Raw genomic sequence first — 1,524 nt, 5'->3', positions numbered from 1 at the left:
AGGAAGGTGGGGCACAGGCGCCGCTTACGATACTGTCGTCACCGCGAAGACCTTCAAGCACGATGCGGATCTTGTCTTCGGCCGAGAAGTGGCGGCGGGTCTGACGCCGGATGTCCTTGACCACGCGCTCTGCAGGGGGCTTGGTCGGCGATTTTGAATTGGAGGATTTGGGCTTCATCTTCGTTCCTTCGTCACTACGACGAAGCCCAAATCCTCCTTAAATCACAACCTTAAATCTGTGCCATAGGCGCTGACGGGGGAAAGGGATAAGTCCGTCCGGGGAAAGGGGAACCTCGGCTATCACCCGATTTGCGCAACAGAGCCGGTCAGATCCGAACCACTACAGATCATTCATCAAAAAAGGCCAGAACGTGTCATGCAGCGTTCTGGCCTATCCATTTGAAACGCACTGATCCGCGTGGTGGGAAGTCTATCGCGACGCGTCGAACAATCGGGCTTTCAAGTCTTCGAAGTGATCAGCTATCTTTGAGAAGATCCCGGCCGCTTTCTTGCGGTCCTTTAGCGATTTCTTCAAATCCGCTATCGCATTATGTAGGTCTTTAAAGTCTTTTTTACGCCCGTAGCCCAGTGCTTCTGCGATCTCCAATTCAACCCTGGCTCCTTCGATATAGTCATCCAGAGACGGTTTTCCGTCAGCATCGGAAGCCTCACCTGCCTGTAGCGCCTTGGCCTTGGATATCATCGCTTTGGCCCGCACGGTTGGAAGAGGGACGACGGTTTCAACAACTGCGACTGTCGACAGGGCTGTGTTGAGGATCGTGGTTGCCGCCTCTGTCTTGCCTTCATCAATCAGACGCGTGGCTTCGAGGATCGCGTCAGGGTAGGTCTTCAACGGCAATGCCCTGAGCTCGATCACGATCTCACTGGCAAAATCACGCATCAGCGATCGCGCGATCTGAAAGTCTCCGCGGCGAACATGGTGCTCGATCAAGATGCCGATATCTCGTACCGTTTCCGGCGTAGCAATCAAGTCGACGATGCGATAGTCAGCGGCGACAGGGGCCATTGCGAGGTCCGGCTCTCGCGCGACAACCGTCTCAAGCTTTCCAGTCACCCGGGCCAACGCGTCGATGGCGTCCTGTTTATTCCCTTCACGCAAAGCCTCGATCGCTACCTTTGTTTCTGCCAGAGCATCGACCGCTTCCTTGATCAATTGATCCCTGCGATCGGAGAGCTCAGCGGAGACATGTTCCGAAACACTGCCGTCGACGTGTTCGCGCGGTGCATCGTTGCCGCTGGTCGCCCCAGCCTTCTCTGCCAATTCCGTGGAAGACTTCGTGGCATCACCGGCCGTTTCGGTCTCTTGAATAGTTTCTTGTTCAGAGGTCATGATCGGTATCCTTCGCTGTTTTGATGTGCGGAGGGCCACAAGAGCCCTCCGCGTTCAAACCTGAGACATGAGCAAAGTCAGGTGTCACTGTTTCGATTGAACAGCCGCTCTTTCAGGCGTCCAAACCCATCGTCGATACGGTCAAAGATCCCTCCGGTATCCTCCTGCGCCTC

1 protein-coding gene is annotated in these 1,524 nt (G+C 55.2%); it reads right to left on the bottom strand.

Features of this window, described 5'->3' with window-relative positions; all coding sequences use genetic code 11:
• Nucleotides 1-430: 430 nt before the first annotated feature.
• Nucleotides 431-1,351: a YfdX family protein gene (locus CG51_RS18725; protein ID WP_051930884.1), complete on the bottom strand. Its 921-nt coding sequence runs from the start codon at nt 1,349-1,351 to the stop codon at nt 431-433.
• Nucleotides 1,352-1,524 lie beyond the last annotated feature (173 nt).

This window comes from Haematobacter missouriensis, from assembly GCF_000740775.1.
GTDB lineage: Bacteria > Pseudomonadota > Alphaproteobacteria > Rhodobacterales > Rhodobacteraceae > Haematobacter > Haematobacter missouriensis.
The sequence above is the reverse complement of the archived record's forward strand: the minus strand, read 5'-3'. Positions and strand labels throughout refer to the sequence as shown.

Coding starts and splice junctions, on each gene's coding strand:
- CG51_RS18725 (WP_051930884.1), bottom strand. CDS start 1,351: ATGACCTCTGAACAAGAAACTATTCAAGAGACCGAAACGGCCGGTGAT.